The 21,945-nt window shown below is 36.6% G+C and carries 22 protein-coding genes and 5 pseudogenes; 20 read left to right on the top strand and 7 right to left on the bottom strand.

From position 1 onward, the window contains the following. Positions 1–33: 33 nt before the first annotated feature. On the top strand, positions 34–1,071 hold the full coding sequence (locus NSQ16_RS13410) for an NAD(P)/FAD-dependent oxidoreductase (protein WP_174223065.1): 1,038 nt from the start codon (positions 34–36) through the stop codon (positions 1,069–1,071). Positions 1,072–1,181: 110 nt separating this feature from the next. Here NSQ16_RS13410 and czcR read toward each other — a convergent pair whose 3' ends face one another. Next, entirely contained in the window at positions 1,182–2,048 is an 867-nt protein-coding gene (gene czcR, locus NSQ16_RS13405) for a LysR family transcriptional regulator CzcR (RefSeq protein WP_230488270.1), read from the bottom strand. A gap of 125 nt (positions 2,049–2,173) precedes the next feature. Here czcR and NSQ16_RS13400 point away from each other — a divergent pair, with 125 nt between their 5' ends. The 3 genes from NSQ16_RS13400 to NSQ16_RS13390 all read left to right on the top strand — a co-directional run bounded on the left by NSQ16_RS13400 (position 2,174) and on the right by NSQ16_RS13390 (position 4,886). Then, on the top strand, positions 2,174–3,139 hold the full coding sequence (locus tag NSQ16_RS13400) for a DMT family transporter (RefSeq protein WP_230488269.1): 966 nt from the start codon (positions 2,174–2,176) through the stop codon (positions 3,137–3,139). Positions 3,140–3,156: 17 nt separating this feature from the next. Further along, entirely contained in the window at positions 3,157–3,300 is a 144-nt protein-coding gene (locus NSQ16_RS13395) for a YrzO family protein (protein ID WP_014477437.1), read from the top strand. 281 nt (positions 3,301–3,581) lie between these two features. Then, on the top strand, positions 3,582–4,886 hold the full coding sequence (locus NSQ16_RS13390) for a hemolysin family protein (protein WP_230488268.1): 1,305 nt from the start codon (positions 3,582–3,584) through the stop codon (positions 4,884–4,886). Positions 4,887–5,034: 148 nt separating this feature from the next. On the opposite strand, the gene bltD is transcribed toward NSQ16_RS13390, so the two are convergent. Further along, complete coding sequence (gene bltD, locus NSQ16_RS13385; RefSeq protein WP_101172363.1) at positions 5,035–5,493, bottom strand: spermine/spermidine acetyltransferase; 459 nt, start codon at positions 5,491–5,493, stop codon at positions 5,035–5,037. A gap of 168 nt (positions 5,494–5,661) precedes the next feature. Further along, entirely contained in the window at positions 5,662–6,864 is a 1,203-nt protein-coding gene (blt, locus tag NSQ16_RS13380; RefSeq protein WP_217024297.1) for a multidrug efflux MFS transporter Blt, read from the bottom strand. A gap of 116 nt (positions 6,865–6,980) precedes the next feature. Here blt and bltR point away from each other — a divergent pair, with 116 nt between their 5' ends. The 13 genes and pseudogenes from bltR (at position 6,981) to NSQ16_RS13315 (ending at position 15,695) form a co-directional block, all read left to right on the top strand. Beyond that, entirely contained in the window at positions 6,981–7,802 is an 822-nt protein-coding gene (gene bltR / locus NSQ16_RS13375; RefSeq protein WP_014480349.1) for a multidrug efflux transcriptional regulator BltR, read from the top strand. Positions 7,803–7,865: 63 nt separating this feature from the next. Next, a pseudogene (locus NSQ16_RS13370) lies at positions 7,866–7,997 on the top strand (hypothetical protein); the annotation flags it as partial. Then, positions 7,975–8,117, top strand: a pseudogene (locus NSQ16_RS13365) (hypothetical protein). The pseudogenes NSQ16_RS13370 and NSQ16_RS13365, both read left to right, overlap by 23 nt. A 225-nt stretch (positions 8,118–8,342) precedes the next feature. Beyond that, the gene (locus NSQ16_RS13360; RefSeq protein ID WP_230488267.1) at positions 8,343–8,903 is read left to right on the top strand and encodes a cupin domain-containing protein; all 561 of its coding nucleotides are present in this window, start codon (positions 8,343–8,345) and stop codon (positions 8,901–8,903) included. 383 nt (positions 8,904–9,286) lie between these two features. Next, the gene (locus tag NSQ16_RS13355) at positions 9,287–9,604 is read left to right on the top strand and encodes a sulfurtransferase (protein WP_080529585.1); all 318 of its coding nucleotides are present in this window, start codon (positions 9,287–9,289) and stop codon (positions 9,602–9,604) included. A gap of 21 nt (positions 9,605–9,625) precedes the next feature. Next, positions 9,626–9,886: a metal-sensitive transcriptional regulator gene (locus NSQ16_RS13350; protein WP_003237170.1), complete on the top strand. Its 261-nt coding sequence runs from the start codon at positions 9,626–9,628 to the stop codon at positions 9,884–9,886. Between the two features lie 144 nt (positions 9,887–10,030). Beyond that, positions 10,031–10,513: a DsrE/DsrF/DrsH-like family protein gene (locus tag NSQ16_RS13345; protein WP_015251635.1), complete on the top strand. Its 483-nt coding sequence runs from the start codon at positions 10,031–10,033 to the stop codon at positions 10,511–10,513. Between the two features lie 185 nt (positions 10,514–10,698). Next, entirely contained in the window at positions 10,699–11,256 is a 558-nt protein-coding gene (locus NSQ16_RS13340; protein ID WP_041520477.1) for a sulfurtransferase TusA family protein, read from the top strand. A gap of 20 nt (positions 11,257–11,276) precedes the next feature. Continuing rightward, a pseudogene (locus NSQ16_RS13335) lies at positions 11,277–11,561 on the top strand (DsrE/DsrF/DrsH-like family protein). A gap of 29 nt (positions 11,562–11,590) precedes the next feature. Then, positions 11,591–12,725: pseudogene (locus NSQ16_RS13330) on the top strand (MBL fold metallo-hydrolase). 33 nt (positions 12,726–12,758) lie between these two features. Further along, the gene (locus tag NSQ16_RS13325) at positions 12,759–12,986 is read left to right on the top strand and encodes a sulfurtransferase TusA family protein (protein WP_015714349.1); all 228 of its coding nucleotides are present in this window, start codon (positions 12,759–12,761) and stop codon (positions 12,984–12,986) included. Between the two features lie 60 nt (positions 12,987–13,046). Then, positions 13,047–13,823 carry a sulfite exporter TauE/SafE family protein gene (locus NSQ16_RS13320; protein ID WP_230488266.1) on the top strand — a complete coding sequence of 259 codons (777 nt, stop codon included), beginning with the start codon at positions 13,047–13,049 and terminating at the stop codon, positions 13,821–13,823. 774 nt (positions 13,824–14,597) lie between these two features. Then, a complete protein-coding gene (locus NSQ16_RS13315) occupies positions 14,598–15,695 on the top strand; it encodes a glycosyl hydrolase (protein ID WP_038429356.1) in 1,098 nt (365 codons plus the stop codon). A 523-nt stretch (positions 15,696–16,218) separates the two neighbouring features. On the opposite strand, the gene NSQ16_RS13310 is transcribed toward NSQ16_RS13315, so the two are convergent. Continuing rightward, positions 16,219–17,562 (bottom strand): MATE family efflux transporter, encoded by a 1,344-nt coding sequence (locus tag NSQ16_RS13310; RefSeq protein ID WP_227057747.1) that lies wholly within the window; start codon positions 17,560–17,562, stop codon positions 16,219–16,221. A gap of 130 nt (positions 17,563–17,692) precedes the next feature. Between NSQ16_RS13310 and NSQ16_RS13305 the strand changes: the two genes are divergently transcribed. Beyond that, positions 17,693–18,373 carry a TetR/AcrR family transcriptional regulator C-terminal domain-containing protein gene (locus tag NSQ16_RS13305; protein WP_174223052.1) on the top strand — a complete coding sequence of 227 codons (681 nt, stop codon included), beginning with the start codon at positions 17,693–17,695 and terminating at the stop codon, positions 18,371–18,373. A 568-nt stretch (positions 18,374–18,941) separates the two neighbouring features. On the opposite strand, the pseudogene NSQ16_RS13300 reads toward NSQ16_RS13305, so the two are convergent. Both NSQ16_RS13300 and NSQ16_RS13295 read right to left on the bottom strand, forming a co-directional pair. Beyond that, positions 18,942–19,334, bottom strand: a pseudogene (locus NSQ16_RS13300) (sigma-70 family RNA polymerase sigma factor); the annotation flags it as partial. A 5-nt stretch (positions 19,335–19,339) separates the two neighbouring features. Continuing rightward, positions 19,340–19,858 carry an ImmA/IrrE family metallo-endopeptidase gene (locus tag NSQ16_RS13295; RefSeq protein ID WP_015714342.1) on the bottom strand — a complete coding sequence of 173 codons (519 nt, stop codon included), beginning with the start codon at positions 19,856–19,858 and terminating at the stop codon, positions 19,340–19,342. A gap of 268 nt (positions 19,859–20,126) precedes the next feature. Between NSQ16_RS13295 and NSQ16_RS13290 the strand changes: the two genes are divergently transcribed. After that, positions 20,127–20,663 carry an AAA family ATPase gene (locus NSQ16_RS13290; protein ID WP_004399117.1) on the top strand — a complete coding sequence of 179 codons (537 nt, stop codon included), beginning with the start codon at positions 20,127–20,129 and terminating at the stop codon, positions 20,661–20,663. 355 nt (positions 20,664–21,018) lie between these two features. Then, positions 21,019–21,186 (top strand): hypothetical protein, encoded by a 168-nt coding sequence (locus tag NSQ16_RS13285; protein WP_003229900.1) that lies wholly within the window; start codon positions 21,019–21,021, stop codon positions 21,184–21,186. Positions 21,187–21,452: 266 nt separating this feature from the next. On the opposite strand, the gene sknR is transcribed toward NSQ16_RS13285, so the two are convergent. Continuing rightward, complete coding sequence (gene sknR / locus NSQ16_RS13280; protein WP_004398704.1) at positions 21,453–21,803, bottom strand: transcriptional regulator SknR; 351 nt, start codon at positions 21,801–21,803, stop codon at positions 21,453–21,455. Between the last annotated feature and the right edge of the window lie 142 nt (positions 21,804–21,945).

Below are 21,945 nucleotides of genomic sequence, written 5' to 3'. Positions count from 1 at the left end.
CTACTGACAATTTGAAATTGGCGGGGTGATAATGTGTACGACACTATAGTAATCGGGGCTGGTCAAGCAGGGATCTCGATAGGATATTATCTTAAGCAGTCCGATCAAAAGTTTATTATTTTGGATAAAAGTCATGAGGTGGGGGAGAGCTGGAAAGATCGGTATGACTCATTAGTTTTATTTACTTCTCGAATGTATAGCTCTTTGCCTGGAATGCATCTTGAAGGAGAAAAACATGGATTTCCTTCAAAAAATGAAATTGTTGCTTATCTAAAGAAGTATGTTAAAAAATTTGAAATTCCAATCCAATTACGGACAGAAGTAATAAGTGTCCTAAAAATAAAGAATTATTTCTTAATAAAAACAAATCGGGAAGAATATCAAACGAAGAATCTTGTCATTGCTACAGGGCCTTTTCATACTCCTAATATTCCATCAATATCAAAGGATTTATCCGATAATATTAATCAACTACACTCATCACAATATAAGAATTCAAAACAATTGGCATATGGAAATGTACTAGTAGTTGGTGGTGGGAATAGTGGTGCTCAAATAGCTGTTGAATTATCCAAAGAAAGAGTTACATATTTAGCCTGTAGTAATAAACTAGTTTATTTCCCTTTAATGATCGGAAAAAGAAGCATCTTTTGGTGGTTTGATAAATTAGGAGTTTTACATGCAAGTCATACATCAGTAGTAGGCAAATTCATTCAAAAGAAAGGTGATCCAGTATTTGGGCATGAATTAAAACATGCAATAAAACAGAAGGAGATCATCTTAAAAAAAAGAGTCATTGCCGCAAAGCAAAATGAAATCATTTTTAAAGATTCATCTACATTAGAAGTAAACAATATTATTTGGGCTACTGGTTTCAGGAATCCCTTATGTTGGATAAATATAAAAGGTGTTTTGGATAAAGAAGGTCGAATCATACATCATAGAGGTGTTTCACCTGTAGAAGGATTGTACTTTATAGGGTTGCCTTGGCAGCATAAGCGAGGTTCAGCGTTGCTTCAAGGTGTAGGAAATGATGCTGAATACATTGTAAAACAAATGAACGGTGAATAAACGAAGCAGAGCAGTAACTCACATGTTTACTGCTCTATTTTTTGCGTGAATAAGGGTAGCGAAGTGGAGATGCGCTTTCTCTTTTTTAACATAGAAAGAGAAAAAGCACTTTAAGACATACTCATATTTTTATGTTCAACAATGGTCTTAAGGAGGCTGCGCATTGAATTTGTCAGGTACGCATCTTTATGGCGTATAAAGATTGTTGAGATACAGCTGTCTTTCTCGGGTAATGGGTGACAATAAACCTTACCTTGTGCAGCTAGATGCATAACAGCAGATTCCGGTACCACTGTTATACCGAGTCCAAGTGCAACACTATTTAAGATTGTCTCCAGGATGTTAAATTCCATCATTCTGTTTGGGAGCACACCTTCATCTTTGAGCCATTGTTCAAGCCTAGACCGATACCCGCACCCCTGATTAAAAACAAGAATCGGAGTCGTTGAAAAATCCTCTATATTAAACGTTTTGTTACTGGTTACTAGAGTAAGTTTTTCAGTATAAACATCATACTGTTCCAGAATAGAATGTTTCAAAGGGCCTGAAATAAAAGCTCCGTCTAATTCGTGATTCATGACCTTTTTAATAAGTTCCTCTGTTAGACCAGCCTGCAATGATAAATCCACATTAGGATACTTTTTATAATAGGAAGCTATGATGGTCGGCAGTATCCTCACTGTTTCCACTGTACCGATTCTTAATATTCCAGACGGTATATCAGTATCTAGAAAGACTTGCTCCAGTTCTTCAACATCTTTCAAAATTTTGTTAACGTATTCAATCATTTTTCGGCCCTCTGGGCTTAGTGAAACCCCTTTTTTATGGCGATTGAAAAGAGGTGTTTTGAGTTCATTCTCTAATTGCTTAATCCGCGCAGTTACATTAGATTGTACATAATTTAACTCTTTTGCAGCACCGGTAATACTCTTGTGATGGGCTACGCATTTGAAAATTTGTAAGTCTCGCAGTTCCATGAAGATCCCCCCTTCATTAAAGTATCATTATCAATGATGTTTTTCATCACTTTTGTTCATTTTACTTGATGCTTACTTCTCTTTATAATTCTCATTGTAATTTTTAAGAAAAGGAGGGGAATTCAATGAAAAAAAGTCAATTATTCATTGGTGCCCTTACATGTTTAGTGGCAAGTATGTCTTGGGGCGCGATGTTTCCAGTTGCAGATCATGCATTAGAATTTATTGATCCGTTTTATTTTTCATTTATTCGCTACGGTGTGGTAACAATTATGTTAGTGATTTTATTATTAGTGAGAGAAGGAAAAAAATCATTTCATTTAGAGGGTAAAGCAAAATGGATCATTTTATTTGGAGTGATGGCGTTTACTGTATACAATGTTCTTATTTTTTTAGGTCAAAGGTTGATGGGGAAGTCTGGAATTATGACAGCGTCCATTGCCGAGGCACTCATGCCGATGCTTTCAATTGTTATTCTATGGGGATATAAACATGTGAAACCTAAAAAATACACAATGATCAGTATATTGATTGCCTTTTTGGGGGCTTCGATGGTCATAACCAAAGGTAATATAAGTTTCTTTTTTTCATTAGGGGATCATCTATTCTCGATACTCTTTATATTCATTGGTGTTTTAGGGTGGGTTGTCTACACAATGGGGGGACAGATATTCCGAGAGTGGTCCACACTTCGTTATTCAACTTTGACATGTTTATTCGGCACAGCTATAACAGGAATCATGACAGCTATACTTACCGCGCAAGGTTACGTGTCGGTACCGAGTATTAAAGTGATTGCAGCAATTAAGTATGATTTTTTATTTATGATTACTTTACCAGGTATCATAGCCCTCCTTAGTTGGAACTATGGCATTAAAATCCTATCATCCATTAATGGGATTTTATTTATTAACTTTGTCCCCATTACTACATTGTTAATCATGGTGATCAAAGGATATAACATAACTGCTTTTGATATAGTAGGAACACTGTTTGTCATTATTGGACTCATTTTAAATAACATATATCAGCGTAAGGAAGATTATAAGCAGGTATTGCAAAAAGAAAAAACACATTTGACTATCACTTAGACGGTGGGGGATTTAAAATGTTTGAAGGTTTATTGTTTTTCATTTCAGCTGGAATTGTCTGTGAACTTGCTGCAATTAATAGAAATGGCCGCAAAAATATAAAGCAACAGGCGGAATTGATTCAAATTTTAAAAGAAAACCTTAATAAAGACATTAAATAAATCAAGACGGTTGGATATTATTGAAACACACCAGAAAATTCAGGTGTGTTTTTATTTTGCTTTCTATTTTAAGTCTTAAAACGTCACCAATCGCTAGTTGAATACTATGGGAACCACTCTCCATACGGAAAAAGATGATTATTTACATTATTCAGAGTTGATTTTAGGTTCTTTTGAACTTATAATGTTATATATACTGTTTTTTGTTTATTCAGAAAAAATGGGTTATAAAAATAAATATTTACATCGGAGGTGTACGCCTTACTAGGTAAGGCAAATCATTGACAACCATTAACCTTATAATCTTTACTATTTTAATTGTCTTAACAGCATTTTTTGTTGCGACTGAATTTGCGATAGTAAAGATCAGGTCATCAAAAATTGACCAACTCATATTAGAGGGAAAAAAAGGTGCCGTATCAGCCAAAAAGGTCATTACTCATTTGGACGAGTATTTGTCAGCTTGTCAATTAGGGATCACGGTTACAGCGTTGGGAATTGGCTGGGTTGGAGAATCGACTTTTGAAGTGATTTTGCACCCCTTATTTGCTCATTTTCATGTAAGTGAAACAGTCTCACATGTATTGATCTTAGTGATTGCTTTTGTGATGGCGACTTTTTTGCACGTTGTAGTTGGAGAACTTGCTCCTAAAACACTCGCTATCCAAAAAGCGGAAACCATCACTCTTTTGACTGCAAAGCCAATTATTTGGTTTTACCGCATCCTGTTCCCTTTTATATGGTTTTTAAATGGTTCAGCCCGGTTTATAGTAGGACTCTTCGGTTTGAAACCTGCATCAGAACATGAACTTGCTCATTCTGAAGAAGAACTGCGCATCTTACTGTCTGAAAGCTATAAGAGCGGTGAAATCAATCAAAATGAGTTGAAATATGTAAATAATATTTTTGAATTTGATGAAAGAATTGCCAAAGAAATTATGATTCCGAGAAGAGAGATCGTAGCGATTTCTAGTGAGGATTCTTATGAAACTATTGTTAAGGCCATTAAGACAGAGAGCTATACAAGGTACCCAGTCCTAAATGGAGATAAAGATTCAATCATTGGTTTTATCAATGCTAAAGAATTTTTGTCAGCTTATATTGACACAGACCAGAAGATAAAAGAGGATTTCAAGTTAGAAAATCATATCAACCCTGTTATCCATGTTATTGAATCCGTTCCAATTCATGATTTATTGGTAAAAATGCAAAAAGAGCGAACACATATCGCTATTCTTGTGGATGAATATGGCGGCACTTCAGGTTTAGTCACTGCTGAAGATATTCTTGAAGAAATTGTCGGGGAAATCAGAGATGAATTTGATAAAGATGAAGTGCCTAATATTAGAAAAGTAAATGATAATCACTATATCTTAGATTCGAAAGTGCTCATTGAAGATGTAAATGATTTATTGGGAACGGCGTTAGCAAGTGACGAAGTGGATACAATAGGTGGCTGGTTTATGACTCAACAAATAGACGCTGCAGTTGGGTCCGTTATAGAAGCCGATGGGTATATTTTTAAAGTGCACAAAACAGTTGGCCGGCATATTAATTATTTAGAAATTGTCCGGAAAAAAGAATAACATCTGGATAAAACACATGAGACTTTGACTAATAAGATGCTTAAAGCCTGAGATGAAATTTTCATCCAGGCTTTTTTAACTTGCAGTTTAAGTAGGTAATCATTATCGAAGTTCAAACGTTTCTCAGCAAACAAGGAGGCTTGGATATCTATAGCTCTTTTACCATTACCTTCTCACCATTAAAGTCGAGTTCACCATTAAATTGAAAACCAAACCTTTGATAAAGGCGTATAGCATGAATATTATTTTCAAATATACTTAAATAAATTCTTTTGCATTTATATAGCTCAGCAAGGTGCTGAATGAGGGCTTTAAGCATTTTCTTCCCTAATCCTTTTCCCTGATAGCGTTCGTCAATAAAAAATCGGTCAAGCCAGACTCGTCCGTTTTTATTATCTTCATCATACTCGGGAAACAATCCATACATTGCAAAACCGACTAGATCTCCTTCATAGTAAAGCCCGACAGGTTTATAATAGTGACATTCGTTTGCATCCTCTAAACATATTTTTGTAGATTCAATATATGATAATTGATTCTGGCTGACATGTAGATCAAGAATTGCAGCACGATTATCATCAGTTACTCCTTTTATGTTTATACTCATACTACATTCTCCTTTTTTCTTATCCCGGTATCCTGATATTGCTAAAACTCAGCTTAAACTATATTCACGTCAAGCAACATGTAGCCTATCATATTAAGTACCTTTTCTTATTGTGCCTAGCCAGAGGCATTCCCTGCATCCAAATGACTTGACTTTATAGAGGCTGAATTAATTCAAAGCTGCAGCATCATTCTTTTTTTCTTTCCAAACCATTGTAAGACCAAGGCCGACAATCATAACGAAACCTGCAAAAAGGAAAGGATAATGAATGTTAAGATCAAATAGTATACCGCCTAAAGCAGGTCCAAATATATTTCCCAGGCTGGTGTATGTGGAGTTCATGCCTGCTACGAAACCCTGCTGGTTACCGGCCATATTGGATAAATGAGCGGTTAAGGCCGGACGTAGCAAATCGAACGCCAGAAAAATAAAACAAGTTACAAGCAAAACAGTTAAAAATCCTGACATAACAGTAGACACGAAAGCCAAGATCGCACCGGTTATTAAGCACAGCTGAATCATTCTTTTCTCTCCAAGTTTGTTGACCAATTTCCCGAATAGTAAAACTTGAATAACTACCGCAACAATGGAACTAATCGTAATAATGGCTGCAATATCTTTTGGTGTGAAGCCAAATTTATGATCAGAAAACAAGCTGAATACCGTTTCATAAGCTGATAAACCAAAAGCCATTACAAAGACGATAATAAATGCAATGAAATAAACAGGATGAATGGATCTCTTCAAGTCTTTAATGAAATTTGATTCCTTTGTATGAGATGAGAGTTGATGGCGTTCTTCTATCGACAATGACTCTTTTAGTATAAAAACGGAAGTGACAGCTGCTATTAACGCGATGGCGGAGGCGAAGAAAAACGGCATGCGGATGCCAAAGCCGGCAATAAATCCTCCCGCACCAGGTCCAATAATAAAGCCGGTGCTAATTGCAGCAGAAACATACCCCATAGCCTTTGACCTTTCCTTTAGGGTTGTAATATCAGCTACATATGCTGTTACCGCAGGCATGATAAAAGCCGCACTTACACCACCCAATATCCTCGAGAAATAAAATATTGAAACATGGGTCCCTAATCCGAAAATCAACTCAGATAAACTGAATATAAGCAACCCGAGAATAATCATTTTTTTTCTCCCGAAACGGTCAACCCACCTACCTGCAAAAGGTGAAGTAATTAACTGAGAAATGGCAAAAGCCGCAACAAGATAACCCATTGTGCTGCCGGATAAATGCATGATTTTCATAAAAGAAGGCATAACTGGAATGATTAAACCGATACCAAGAAATGCTACGAAGATGTTGCTTAATAGTATAATGAATATCGCTTTTTGCTCATTTATTGATTTTTTCATCTGAATTCCCCTTTTACTCAATTGAACCCTTTTTACCTATCCTTTTCGCTTGACGCTTTTTTCAAGTACAATCAAATCATAAGGTATATGGTTACCGTATAGTCAAGGAGGTTTTTATGAGCGAAGATGTTAAGAAGTATTTCACAACAGGGGAGTTTTCGAAGCTCTGCCGTGTAAAAAAACAAACCTTATTTCATTATGATGAGATTGGTCTTTTCTCGCCGGAAATAAAAAAAGAAAATGGGTATAGATATTATTCCTATCATCAATTTGAGATTTTTCAAGTCATCAGTCTATTTAAAGAGCTTGGGGTTCCATTAAAAGAAATAAAGTGTCTAATAAAAGGAAAAACACCAGACAAGATCCTGCATGTTCTAAAAGAAAAGTCTATTGAGATTGATAAAAAAATAAATGAGCTTAAGCAGTTGCAAACGATCTTACAAACAAAAGTGACGCTTACAGAACAAGCACTTGAGACTGATTTTTCTTCAATTTCTTTTGAATATTTAAATGAAGAAACATTCATGTTAAGCCGAAAAACATTAAACTTACCAGAACGAAAATATGTGGCAGCCATTTCAGAACTCATTCATGAAGTTCAGCAATATGAATTAGATGAAGGATATCCGATAGGCGGAATCTTTGCACGGGAACAAATCTTAGAAAAAGACTTCTACAATTACAGTTACTTTTATATAAAAGTAAAAGATGGGGCAGAGAACATAAATTATCATGTACGGCCAAAAGGCCTGTATGCAGTTGGATATGAAATAGGCGGAAATACTGAAGAGGCGTACCGGAGAATCATTGAGTTCATTGAAAGAAATGGAATGCAAATAGGGGAAAATGCATATGAGGAATATATGCTGGATGAGATGGTAGTTGACGGGTATGAAAATACATATGCAAAAATCCTCCTTCAAGTTAAAGAGGTGTAAGATTACGAGATTTTCATATGGAAAATTGTTTCTGTTGTGTGCCCAAAAAGAATATAAACTGGTTTACTAAAAGCGAGCCCACATACAGGAGACGGTACAAACGGCACTGGGAACCGCAAGTCTATCGGCGTTGAAATATGCTATAACGATTCAGGAGGCGATAAATTCTACGCTGCTGAAAAGCTGGCCATCAAGGCGCATCCAAAGAGATAAATCTAAAAGAGCTGGGATAGGGGGACAAACAACAGAATTCCGTATACTCTGTTGTTGTGCTATGTAAATGTTCAAAAGCCATTTAGGATCGTCGACCTTTGATAATCCATCATATAAAGGTGTCATTCGATGTCTTGTTAACAAAGGCTAGTGAAATTCAACATCTAGAAAACGATTACAAGGTCGGTGATAAATTATTCATCCATGAATCAAACGGTGATCGAACATTCATTTTTGTGTTTAATATGAGTTTTCTTGATTTAGCACACTCCCTTAATAAATGCATAGGATACTATCACAAAAATTTATAATTGCGGGGATCAAAAAATGTACTATAACCCTTTTTCGCCTCAATGTTATTATTATGTGACTGTGCCGATGTATAATGATGGAAGATCTGTTTATTGGACTATTCCAAATGAGATGGAGAACGTACACAGAGGTGCCGATTTGCGCTCTTCATATGAAGATAGAAACCTTCTTTTGAAGGATCATGGACCAAAACCATTTGTTGTAAATATCAATAGAGCCACAAAACAAAACCATACGTTCCGTACTGCTTTATGGACAGGAGAGCATTTTCAAGTGACTTTGATGAGTCTTGGTATTGGAGAAGACATTGGTTTGGAAATCCATCCTAACGTTGACCAGTTCTTACGGATTGAGCAGGGGCGTGGGATCGTCAAAATGGGAAAGAGCAAAGATCATTTGAACTTTCAAAGAAATGTCTATGATGATTCTGCCATTGTTGTCCCTGCCGGCACTTGGCACAACGTAATTAATACAGGAAATACGCCATTAAAACTTTACTCCATTTATGCTCCTCCTAACCATCCATTTGGTACAGTTCATGAAACCAAAGCAGATGCAGTGGCTGCGGAAGATTAGCACAGATATTCTGCAGAATTCTATAATAATTAAAGTCACATCCAGCATGAAACATGGGGAACCAGTACCATGCTAATGAAACCCCATTTAATATCCAAGCAGCGTGTCTTGTGCTAATTTTAAGTAATTGATAAATAAAGCCGATTTAAAATTAAATCGGCTTATTGCTTTATTCGAGTTCCTTTTAGCAGAATTGGCATTATCGAATGTAAGTATTTTTTCAATCCGCGGATATCGAAATGAATCTATCAGCTCAAAGAAAGTAACTTTCACACTTGACTATATACCTATGGGGGTATATTATAGTTTTGTGAATAACAAAGAGTTAATAAGGTGGTGTAAGTAGTATAAATTATTTAGTTATTGCATTCCTGCTTATTTTTGTGATTATCATTGCATCGTATAGACGGTATTATCCTATAACCGGAATCTCTTGTATCCATAAAGATAAATTAGAGGCTATGGACATCACAATATTAGATATTCGTCATTATAACGATGTAGCCAATTTTTCGGATAATATTATTTTAAACATCCCATATGCGTATCTAAAACGTTTTTATTTAGAGATTCCACGTGATAAAATACACATAATAGCTCGTGATCGGGTGGAATTAAATTTAGGAGTGCGTTTTCTAAAGCGCAAAGGTATCCATGTAAACAGTTATGAACTGGCAGCATGTAAATGTAAAAATAAATGAAAGAAAGGATTTCATTGATATATGGAGTATGATCAAAAGATTAAAAACCGTTTACGACGGATAGAAGGACAAATTAAAGGTGTATTGACTATGATGGAACAAGGAAAAGATTGTAGAGAGGTTGTGACCCAATTAGCAGCTTCCCGTAATGCTATCGATCGAGCGATGGGTTTAATTGTGAGCACAAACCTTGAACATTGTGTTCGTGAAAGTTTAGAAAAAGGCGAAGACACACAAAATTTAGTAAAAGAAGCAGTCGACTTATTGGTAAAGAGCCGATAAAAATTCATCAACCTAAGGTTGACGAATTTTTATATGCGTTATATTATACCCCCTATGGTATTTAAAGAGTTGAATAAAAGCAGATCTTTCGAAAAAATTTTGACTTTAATATACCCACTGGGGTAATTGGTTAGGAGAATAAACATGACAGAACAAACAAAACGCACAACAATTGTTTTATTTAGCGGGGATTATGATAAGGCAATGGCAGCCTATATTATTGCAAATGGTGCAGCTGCCTACGATCATGAAGTGACGATCTTCCATACTTTTTGGGGATTAAACGCTTTACGTAAAGAAGAGCTGATTCCAGTGAAAAAAGGATTTCTTGAAAAAATGTTTGGAAAGATGATGCCTCGTGGTGCTGATAAGATGGGTTTATCTAAAATGAACTTTGCAGGTATGGGCCCTAAAATGATTAAAAATGTGATGAAAAAGCATAATGCACTTCCTTTGCCTCAGTTGATTGAGATGGCTCAAGAACAGGGGGTAAAGCTCGTAGCTTGTACGATGACAATGGATCTTCTTGGTTTACAGGAAAAAGAACTATTAGATGATATTGACTATGCTGGTGTAGCAGCTTATTTGGCAGATGCTGAGGAAGGCAGTGTCAACTTATTTATCTAATGCTACTCATTTACTCATTGCTAAGCGGAATGAGAAGTTTAAAGGCAAGTAAAAATATTGAAGAAACAAGTATTTAAAAAGATCACAAATATAAAAGGGGCATGAATACATGGTATTAACTTCTAGTGAGAAACTTTTTGTATATTTATATACCCCCACCCCTATATGAGAAAAGGAGGAAAAAAATGATGAAAGCAACTATTGTACTAGACGCTAAAGGTTTGGCGTGTCCAATGCCTATCGTAAAAACGAAGAAGAGAATGAAGGATTTAAAAGCTGGTGAAGTATTGGAAATTCAAGCAACAGATAAAGGTTCCACAGCAGATCTGGAAGCATGGGCAAAAAGTACAGGCCATGAATATCTAGGTACTGAAGCAGAGGGAGAAATACTTCGTCATTTTCTTCGAAAAGGAGGAGAGCATTCATCAGAAAATGCATCTTCAATTCCTGAGATTTCATTAGAAGCTTTCAAACAGAAAGTGGATAGTGACGAGTCTCTTAACATTTTAGATGTACGAGAGATAGAGGAGTATGAAAAAGCTCATATTCCTGGAGTTGTGCATATCCCTCTTGGTGAAGTGGAAAAGCGCTCTAATGAATTAAACAAAAATGATGAAATTTATATTATCTGCCATTCGGGAAGAAGAAGTGAAATGGCGGCCCACACCATGAAAAAACAAGGTTTTAAAAAAGTTATTAATGTTGTCCCCGGTATGCGGGAGTGGACAGGTAAAACCGAATAAATAAAAAGCATGATGAACAGATGAGTACAAGAGTAGCGATTATTGCGGCAAATGGCGGTCTGTTTGATGCTTATAAAGTCTGTAATATTGCGACAAGGAAAAGAGCATGTCGCAGAAGGTTGTAGGAACGCAAATGTGCCTTCTATTCTTAACTGATTGAAATGGGAGTTGCATGATTTGATTGTCAAATAACGATGGACGTTATGGGTTTAACAAAAGATGATTTTATGGAAGGAATCGAAGTAGGCGGGGCTGTTACCTTTTTAGATTTTACTAAAGATGCTGATGTATCCTTAACATTTTAGTCCCGCTAAAAGATTTGATATAGGAGGTATTGAAACATGACCGTAAAGGCAATGACCCCAAAAGAAGTGACAAAAAAAATCTTTAACAAAGAACCTTTATTTATTTTGGATGTGCGTAATGAAAATGATTTTAGTGATTGGAAGATAGAAGGGCATGACTTTGACCATTTGAATGTTCCTTATTTTGATCTTTTAGATGGCGTAGAAGATATATTGGAGAAAATTCCTTCTGATAAAGAAGTGCTGGTCGTTTGTGCAAAAGAAGGTTCATCCGTCATGGTATCCGAAATGCTATCTGAAGCAGGTCATTCTGTATCCTATCTTAAGGGTGGAATGAAAGCATGGAGCGAACATTTAGAGCCGGTAAAAGTCGGGGATTTAAAAGATGGCGGTGAGATGTATCAGTTTGTTCGAATCGGTAAAGGCTGCCTGTCATACATGGTCATTTCCAATGGTGAAGCAGCAATTATTGATGCGACACGTATGGTAGATTTCTTTATGGATTTTGCGAAGGAGAAGGGTGCAACGATTACTCACGTATTTGATACACATCTTCACGCGGACCATATTTCAGGCGGCAGAGTCATTGCTGAAAAAACAAAAGCAACCTACTGGTTACCGCCTAAAGATGCTGAAGAAGTGGTATTCGATTATCAGCCGTTGGAAGAAGGAAACGACATGATCATTGGAAATACAACGATTAAAATTCAACCGATTTATTCTCCGGGGCACACGATTGGGTCCACTTCTTTCATTGTCGATGATCTGTATCTTCTTTCAGGTGATATTTTGTTTATTGATTCAATCGGCAGACCAGACTTAGCCGGTATGGCAGAAGATTGGGTAGGAGATTTAAGAAAAACGCTTTATAGCCGTTACAAAGCGTTATCAAAGGATTTAATTGTATTACCGGCACACTTTATGATCATTGACGAGCTAAATGAGGATGGAAGTGTTGGTAAAAAACTAAGTACATTATTTAGCGAGAACCATGGTTTGAACATTGCGGATGAAACAGAATTTAGACACCTAGTAACAGATCATTTGCCTCCGCAACCAAATGCATACCAAGAGATTCGAGAAACAAACATGGGGAAAATCAGCCCAGATGAAGAAAAACAGCGTGAAATGGAGATTGGCCCAAACCGCTGTGCAATACGGTAACACAAGTTTCTGCTAAAAAGAGGAGAGATGAACATGAAATCAGATAAAGTATTAGATGCAAAAGGCTTGGCATGCCCAATGCCAATTGTCAGAACAAAGAAAGCGATGAATGAACTGGAACCAGGTCAAATATTAGAAGTGCATGCAACAGATAAGGGAGCTAAAAATGATCTTGCAGCCTGGTCTAAATCAGGCGGACATGACCTTTTAGAGCAAACGGACGAGGGCGATGTATTGAAATTTTGGATTCAAAAAGGCTAATGAATGTGAAAGGGTATCGAATAGAAAGATACCCTTTTCCTTTGATAGGAGGAAACCAAAGTGGATATTGCCTTTATCACAACTCTTTTCATTATAGGGTTTATTGGTGCCTTTATTTCCGGAATGATTGGTATTGGCGGAGCAGTTATTAATTATCCAATGCTGTTGTATATTCCCTCTTTAGTGGGAGTGATGTCATTAACTGCCCATGAAGTTTCAGGGATAGGGGCTATTCAAGTTTTCTTTGCGACACTTGGCGGTGTTTGGGCTTATCGTAAGAGTGGTCTTCTAAATAAAGCATTAATAATTTACATGGGAAGCAGCATCCTTTTAGGGAGTGTATTGGGGAGTTACTTTTCTCATTATATATCTGAAAAAGGAATTAACTTTATATACGGAATTCTGGCTATTATAGCAGTTATTTTAATGTTTATACCTAAAAGAGGACAAGCCCATAGAGAAGGCGAAGAAGTGATATTTAATAAATGGTTAGCTTCGTCCCTAGCGTTTATCATTGGTGGCGTATCAGGTATTTTAGGAGCTGGCGGCGCCTTTATCCTAGTCCCCATTATGTTATCGAATTTAAATATTCCTGTTAGAATCACAGTCGCTTCATCTCTTGCGATTACATTTCTTTCATCTATTGGCGCAACAGTTGGAAAAGTAATGACGGGCCAGGTTCTTTTTGTACCAGCCCTGGTTCTTATGATTGCTAGTTTAATTGCTTCTCCTATTGGCGCATCAGTTGGGCAAAAAGTAAATACAAAATTCCTGCAATGGATTTTAGCGCTATTAATAAGTGCGACAGCCATTAAAATTTGGTTAGAGCTCCTTTGATATAAGTCAGCGGGTAAAATGAAAGATTAACAGGTTGATACGGCTGAAGTTTTTGAAAATCAAATGAATATGAAACATCAATTGAGGGTTTTTTATTGAATGGTTTAAAACTATGAGTCAGAGAGAGAAAAAGGCAATAGGGCACCGCAAATTAAAATTCTCAGTAGATCAAAATAACTTTTGGATTGGTATTAGAATCTTGATTATATGCTGCGGAGAAAGTGACGGGTTGGAACTGCTGTTAAGGAAAACATCAGATTATGAAAAACCAAGAAGAAAGAAACTAAGTTAGAGGAGTAAACCATACGTTTGCTCCTCTTTCTGTTTATAAAGGACTTTGTACCAAAAGTAACGTTTGCTGCTATGAATAGGGATCAAAATGATTTGTTTTTTGATTATTTTTTAAAATAATTTAATAGGATAAAAAAGAGAGTGAAAATCATCCACCACTTAATATCGAAAATAATTCGACTTAATGAAATAGGTAATAAGGTTTAAATGCAAAAGGGAAAGTTTGCTTTATAGTCTGTGAGGCATACAGTAAAAAATAGGTGAAACGTCTGATGAAAGAAGATATTTTTCGGTTTAATATAATTAATGCCCAAAAAATGGAGATTTACAATGGGTAAATGCAAATATCTCTAAGGAAGGTCTCTCTTATTTTAAATATGAAAGGGGATGAAAAAGCGTAAATGACTTAATAGATTCTGTGCTTTATAAATCTTTAACAGAATAAATGATTAAAATAATAAAAAGTAGAAGACGGAGAATATTATGTATAAAAAAATTGCTGTTTTTATATTACTATCTTTCATAATCGTTTCATCTTTTTCACAGTCGGCTCTTGCTCATACAGTTTACCCTGTGAATCCTAATGCACAGGCAACAACGAAAGAGTTGATGAATTGGCTGGCTCATCTGCCAAACCGATCTGAAAATCGCATACTGTCAGGTGCATTCGGCGGATTCACAAATGCTTCGTTTTCCATGAAAGAAGCCAACCGAATTAAGAATGCTACTGGCCAGCTACCCGCAATTTATGGTTGTGACTATTCCAGTGGATGGTTGGAGAAGCCCTATATTTCTGATATTACTGAGACGATCGACTATAGTTGCAACAGTGACTTAATCTCATATTGGAAAAGCGGTGGAATACCACAGATTAGCTTACATCTAGCTAATCCTGCATCCAGTACTTTTGGGAAAAATGCTTCCCATATTTCAAACAGTGAGTATGAAAAAATCTTAGACTCATCAACTACAGAGGGTAAGCGATTAGAGGCTGTTCTGAGCAAAGTTGCAGATGGCCTTGATCAGTTAAAAAATGAAGGTGTACCTGTTCTATTCAGACCTCTTCATGAAATGAATGGAGAATGGTTTTGGTGGGGACTAACCGAATATAACAAAAAAGACAGCCAGCGCTTCTCACTTTATAAACAACTGTATCAAAAAATCTATCATTATATGACTGATACAAGAGGTTTGGACAACCTGATATGGGTTTACTCACCGGACGCCAATCGAGACTTTAAGACTGACTTTTATCCTGGATCTTCATATGTTGATATTGTTGGATTAGATGCGTATTTCTCAGATGATTTTACAATTCAAGGATATGATGAGTTAACAGCTCTTAATAAGCCATTTGCGTTCACAGAAATCGGCACACAAAAACAAGATGGTAATTTGGATTATGCTGTGTTTCTTAATACAGTCAAACAAAAATATCCGAAAACCGTGTACTTTCTAACTTGGGATGAGGTTCACAGCCCTTCGGTTAATAAAGGTGGGTCTAATTTTTATAATGACAGCTGGACCCTTAATAAGGGAGAGGTATGGGCTGGTAGTTCACTTACACCAATAGTTGAATAACTGAAATGACAAAGGACATAATGAGTAAACAATTTCTTCATATGGTTTAGTAAGGCTTGCTGAATTTCTTACAGAAAAATTCATCTCATCATAGAAGAAATGGACGTTATGGTTTCCAAAGAAGATACTAGACGTTGTGCAAAGAAAAACGTTAAGACGAAGACATAGGTTTGCTCCTCTTTTTCTGTCCATGAAAAGAGGAGTGGTGACTTTTGCGTAAATCGCAATTTGTGTAAATATCATTATTATTTTTGATGATTCTAATCGTGTATTTAAAAGGAAGAGAGTAAAAAAGCCCGACGTTTACTGTTTTGAGCTCACCATTTTTTAATATATAAGCTTCATAATCAATGATAGTGAGCGGAATAACTCGTGCGGCTTCAATTCTTCTAAACCACGTTAATAATAAAGTGGGAGGATTTGAGAAGGAGATAGTTTAGCCGATTATGAGGGCTAAACTATCTTTTTTTACATATTTAATTAGTTTACAATACGGATTTAAATGTCATATGTTTACTAGCACTTAACTATTCAATTCAGGCTGCAATTTGTTCCTCAAAGCATAAAGCATGATGGCACCTACAAGGAATGCGACTGTATCTGCAATGACAAGTGACCAAACCACCCCATGAAAGCCGTTCACCTGATTGGCGATGAACAATACAGGAATCAGAGTAATTCCTTGTATAAATGACATAACAAAAGCGGCCGTTCCTTGCGCGGTAGCTTGGAAGATACCAGTAAATAATGAGGACATCCCTGTAATAAATATGGATAAAAACGTAACATGTAGAATGTAGCTGCCTATTTTAATTAATTGCGGGTCATTTGTAAATAAACCTATTAGATGGTCGGAAATTAAATAGACGATAACGCCAAACATTACTGCTAGCGTCACAATCGCTTTTAATGTAAATCCAATGGTATTTTTCATGCGTAATTTATCCGCTGTAAAAGAGAATGCAATTAACGGTACAACCCCTTCACATAGTCCCATCAAAATAAATTCAGGAAATTGAAATAAGCGGGATGAAATTCCGTATGCAGCAACGGCTTTGTCCCCATATTCGACAAGAAAATGATTAAAGATAAGAGACATTGCCCCCAAAAAAATACTCATAATAAAGACCGGAATGCCGATTTTTAATACATTGCTCAGAATATCCAGGCCAACCTTGAACCACTTTACGGAGACAGTTAAGAACTGGCTCTTATATCCCATGTGGAAGGCATAGAATGAACTCGCAGCCAAGTTGGAAATGACGGTAGCAGACGCAACTCCGATTACACCCCAATGGCATACGAAGATGACTAACGCATCAAGCATAATATTTACAACAACACTGAGAATCATACCGGTCATCGACGTGATTGCTGAACCCTCTGAGCGCACGATATTCTCCAGCGTGAAAAATAATACGACGAAAGGTGAACCAATAAGCATAACCATGACATAGTCCTTCGTGAAGCCGAAGGAGTCAGATGTTGCCCCCAGGCCATGAACAATTGGATCGATTAAAGGGAGACCCACTGCCATCACAATAAGACCAAGAAATAAACTGCTGTAAAAGGCAAATGAGGATACATGCTTTACATCATCATATTTTTTCTCCCCGAGCAAACGGGAGATGAATGTACCGCTGCCCATGCCAATCAAGTTGCCTAACGCCATAATGATTGCAAATAACGGCAAGGTTAATGCGAGTGCGGTTAATATGGCGGTATTGTGGAGTGTACCAAGGAAAAAGGCATTTAGAATGGAATATATGACACTCATTGATGTACCTAGCATCATCGGTATAGCGAAGTGAGCAACAGCTTTTGCGATCGGTGCTTTTTCAAAATAATAGAGGTTTTCTGTATCCATTATATTTCACTTCTTTCTTGTTTATATTTAATCTAACACTGTTAGTTTGAGTCTTACAGTGTTAGATGGTATCATCATTTTATAAACCTGTAAAGAGAAACTTACACTGTTAGATAAAAGGACGGATAATATGAAAAAGCAACAGCCTCAGATTTCAGAGGAAAAGATTTTAGAAACCTCGTGGGAACTTCTTGGGGAGGGAGGCATCGAAACATTCAGCATGAGACGATTGGCCAACAGGCTAGGGATTCAGGCTCCCTCTCTGTACTGGTATTTCAAGAGCAAACAGAAGCTTTACCAGCGTCTGGCTAACCAAGTATCGAAAATGATTCTGGAGGAGTTCCACTCCGAGGAAGACTGGAAGGAGCAGCTGATGGGGCTTGCGATAACGGTACGGAACGTGCTCAGCCGATATCCTTGCTCTACGCAGCTCATGATGATGACGCTGCCCCATGAACCGGACATCATCCGATTCACGAACCGAATGTTACTCTGCGTGGAATCAACACCACTTAAGCAAGAGCAGAAAATGCAAGTGGTTACTACGCTTGTAAACTATGTCTTCTACTTCGTTTTAGACGATTATCAGCATGAGCGCAATGTCACTGCTATCCTAAAGGACCAAGAAGAGCATCCGGGGGAGGAGATGATACGCCTTCTTGATTCCATGAGCGAGACAGATGCGGGATTATTCCGGAGGATGTTTACGAACGGGCTGTTTGAGTTGATGGGGACTGACAGAGCATTTGAGTTTGGCTTGAAACTGATTTTATATGGGATTGAGAGGGTGATAAAGGAACAGGAGAGGTAATAATTAAACTGCCCGCCATCGGATGGGCAGTTTTAATGAGATTTTCTCGTCCCTCTATATGTGTCACCGTACTGGAGGAGCACTTATTAGGGATTGGAGTCAACAGAAGAGATTGTGAAGAATTGTACTTAAACGATCAGTGATTAATTGAAGAAGAAATAAAATGAGTAGTTCTTTAAAACGAACTGCTGCTAACCAATGTTTTTTAACTGATTCTTCATATTCATTAAAAGTCCTCTCATTGTGATAGTCATATATGTAAGGGTATCGACAGCATAGATGAGGCCTCTATAAAGAAAGCAGTGACTAGGAATGTACTGAAGTATACCGATCTAAGGATTTTCTCAGGAGAGCTTTTAGAACGTCCGGCTTAGAATGCTTGATGGAGGGAAGTAACGCCCCATAAGAGAAGCCATCTGCTATGATCCAGACGCTTTTCTCGAAGAGTTTATCAGTGATGACAAAACTGATTTTCATCACTCTTTTATATATTTTTTCTCTATTTCTTTTTAAAAAAACTTTAATGAAATAGAGAAAGCCGGAATATGAGATCCGGCTTTTTCCAAAATCATTTCCCCTTCGCCTTCTTCCGCTTTTCCTTCTCTGCCCGATAAAACTCATGAAACATCTTCATCAGCGCCCGTTTTTCAATCCGCGATACATAGCTGCGTGAGATACCGAGTTCTTTGGCAATCTCTCGCTGCGTTTTTTCCTTCTTCAAATCAAGTCCAAACCGCCCGACAATCACTTCTTTCTCACGGTCATCTAAAATGTCAATGTATTGTTTTACTTTTTCAAGCTCCATATTGAGCTGGATCGTATCTATCACGTCTTCGTTTTCTGATTTCAAAACGTCAATCAGGCTTATTTCATTCCCTTCCTTATCCTGCCCGATCGGATCGTGAAGGGAGACGTCTTTTTTTGTTTTTTTCAATGCGCGCAAATGCATGAGGATTTCATTATTCATTACAAAAGGGGGGTGCACAGATTTCCCGTAACTGTTTGATTAAATAAAGGTTGAGTCAGCTTCCTGTAATAAATGCTCAAACGTTTCTTCGCAAACGAAGGGGATACCTTAAATAACCAAGCTATATTTTCAATTGCATGTGATTGTATGTACGAAAGATTAATATTACGCAACATGAAAGTTGGAATGCAAAAGTGATATGTAAAATAATTGGACTGCCACTCTAAATAATCTGTCCAAGTTGCAGGCATTGTTTTTTTATCGCCTTCATGTCTATATATATGGCAAAATTCATGAGCGAAATCATACCATTGTTCAGTTCGGCTTTTTCGGCTGTCCAAGCATATATTATAAATCCCGCTGTGTTTAAGTGCGAAGCTTGTAACAGGTTTAAACGAAAGCCTGATATCTAAAGCCTCGGCAATCCGTTCAAAATTAATTTGTTCTGGTTCTGTAATATCAATCTTCTTGTATAAGTTTTCAATCCAATCCTCTAAATGACTGTTTGTATACCTCAAGATGAAAAACCTCCTTAAAGACGACAATCTAAAAATTGGATTCGTTTAAATATTATATGGAAATCAAGACTTTTTTCATAGGAAAATGCGTCTAAGGAGATGGAATATGAATCCGTTTAATCATGACTGTTTTCGTAAGTATTATGATTTTAACACGCATCTGGATTTCCCTCGAAAAGTAAAGGTCTTTTAGGGATTTATGTCAAAATAATAGTAAGTACGTTATGCAACAAACAGGGAGTTTGGTTGCTTAATAAGGAGGGGAAGTATGAAAAAAAATATTCACATATTGGGAGCCTCTGGTGTCGGAACTTCAACATTGGGTGCTGCATTATCAAAGCGTTTGCCTCATACGCATCTTGATACTGATAATTACTATTGGTTAGACAAATTCACTAAAAAAAGAGAAATTCCTGAAAGAAGAAAGTTGCTTGAAAAAGACTTAACAATCAATGAAAAATGGATTCTTTCTGGTGCAGTGTGTGGCTGGGGCGATAATCTAAAAAGTTATTTTGACCTTGTCGTCTTCTTATGGATTCCACAAGATATACGGCTTGAGAGACTAAGGCACAGGGAATTTCAGCGTTATGGAAACGAAGTGTTAGCCGGTGGCAGTAAATATGAACAATCAAAAACATTTTTAGAGTGGGCTTCTTTATATGATAATGCTGGAATGGAAGTTAGAAGTAGAGCTTTGCATGAACATTGGATGGCAGATTTATCTTGTCCAGTGTTAAAGATTGAAGACGACTGCTCAGTCAATGAAAGAGTTGACCGTGTCTTGGATTATCTGAGTTCTAATTAAACTAACGGATAGCAATAGCTGCATCAGAAAATAAATCCAAAAATCAAAGACAGTTCCAGTATGGCATTTAATGAGCTGTTTTTTTAATACCGCTATCAATTTGCCTACTATTTTTGGTAGCATCCCCACAACAGAGAAGAGATTGTTCTTCATAAGGAAGTTTTTGGATCAGTTGCAGGAAATGGAACCTCAACGATTAGATACATCCTAAAACCTGTCCAGCTAGTGCTTATGTTGGTTACCATTGAGTGAAAAGCACTTGCCGATCCTTTTTTGTTGGTGTAATCATTAGTGAATTATTACAATTGCAAATGATAGGGGCAAGGGAATAAATGGACTTCAAAGGAGTTTAATCATGAAAAATAATGATAAGAAGAAAGAGGTTCAAAGAAAATACAGAGAAGAGATTAAAAAAAAGAAACAAAAGAATGAAGATAATAAAAATTTTATTAAAGAAACAATTATTGTTGTTACGATAATTGTATTGTTTATTTTTTTCACATACACTTTGCAAGGTTTTTAACAAGAAGCCCTCTTTTCCCATTTCGATACTCTGCAATTTCCCTCACAATAAACGCTCAATTTTTTTACATGAGAATATAAAAGAAACATAAATGAAAATATAAATGAGAAAAACAACAAAAACCCTTGTCACGTAAGGGTTTGTAAAGGATTCAAAATCACTTTTTAAATGAGGGTATGAATGAAATATAAATGAGAATCTAAATCTTATTAGTAAACAGAATTAAACATAATAAACAGAAATAAATAATAATAAACTAACTGCGTTTATTTATCTGATTTCCGTCTTTCTTTTAATTGCTCCGTTATAATCTCCAAAGCAGCCTGTAAGATCTCATCTGTTACCTCACCGTCTTTTGCTGCAAGGAATGTTTCAGGATCGTTTAACACTTTTTTTGCTTCATCCTGAAATACTTTTTCATTGCTTTCTCCTTTAAGAAGATAATCCAAAGAAACATCAAGTATGTTTGAAATATTAATTAAGGTTTTATAGTCAGGCTCACGACTACCTAGTTCATAGGCGGTGTAGGCAGGCCGAGTAATTCCAAGTTTATCAGCCATATTTTGTTGGGTTAGTTTCTTTTGTTTTCTGCACTTTTTCAAGTTCTCGGAGAACATATTAATCACCTGACTTTTGTTTTTATTCTATATCTCATTGTAACGTAACAAAGGGTTACATATAAGTTTTGGTAACAAAACGATACTTTTTTTATGAAAATGTGTTGACAATGTAACGAATCGATACTATTATCTAAGTAAC

The organism is Bacillus sp. PS108, assembly GCF_037963335.1.
GTDB lineage: Bacteria > Bacillota > Bacilli > Bacillales > Bacillaceae > Bacillus > Bacillus subtilis.
The sequence above is the reverse complement of the archived record's forward strand: the minus strand, read 5'-3'. Positions and strand labels throughout refer to the sequence as shown.